We start from the raw sequence: 522 nt of genomic DNA on the forward strand, positions 1-522 counted from the left end.
GTACCAAAACCGTGGGACTATGGAAAACTTTATTAAAGAAATCAAGTCAGGCTTCTATTTTGATAAAACAGATAGTTCTGCGTTTTTGACGAATGCCATCCGGATGACTATTAGCGGAATTGCTTATGATCTTATTCAGTTAATGAAATACTTAGTATTTCCAAAAACAGAAATAAAATCTCTTATCGATACCATTCGTTTTCGGTTCATTAAGGTTGCTTCTCGACTGACACATCATGCTCGTCGAGTTCAAATCCAATTCAGTTGTGCAAATGTGTATGACAAAGAGTTTGAAACGATTCTTCAGAATTTAACTTACCTATGATTCGAGTGTTAAATCGATAATTTTAAAAATTATTCAAAAAAACAAGGGGAAAGTGCGCTCTTTTTTAGTAGAAATGAACTTTTCTTTTCTTCCGTTAGGAAGGAATCTAATCGATTTGTAAAAAAGAAAGAAACATTTCAGTTTCGCCTAATTTTTTGATAAAAATGTCCCTGTATAAAAATCTATGAATGATTCAG

Annotated in this window: 1 protein-coding gene; it reads left to right on the forward strand. The window is 32.2% G+C overall.

Annotated features, from left to right (window positions below; translation table 11 throughout):
• Nucleotides 1-19: 19 nt before the first annotated feature.
• On the forward strand, nucleotides 20-325 hold the full coding sequence (locus tag ACEN4L_RS13460) for a transposase (protein ID WP_407097763.1): 306 nt from the start codon (nucleotides 20-22) through the stop codon (nucleotides 323-325).
• Nucleotides 326-522: the final 197 nt, after the last annotated feature.

This window comes from Desemzia sp. FAM 23988, from assembly GCF_045528365.1.
In the GTDB taxonomy this organism is placed as follows: Bacteria; Bacillota; Bacilli; order Lactobacillales; family Carnobacteriaceae; genus Desemzia.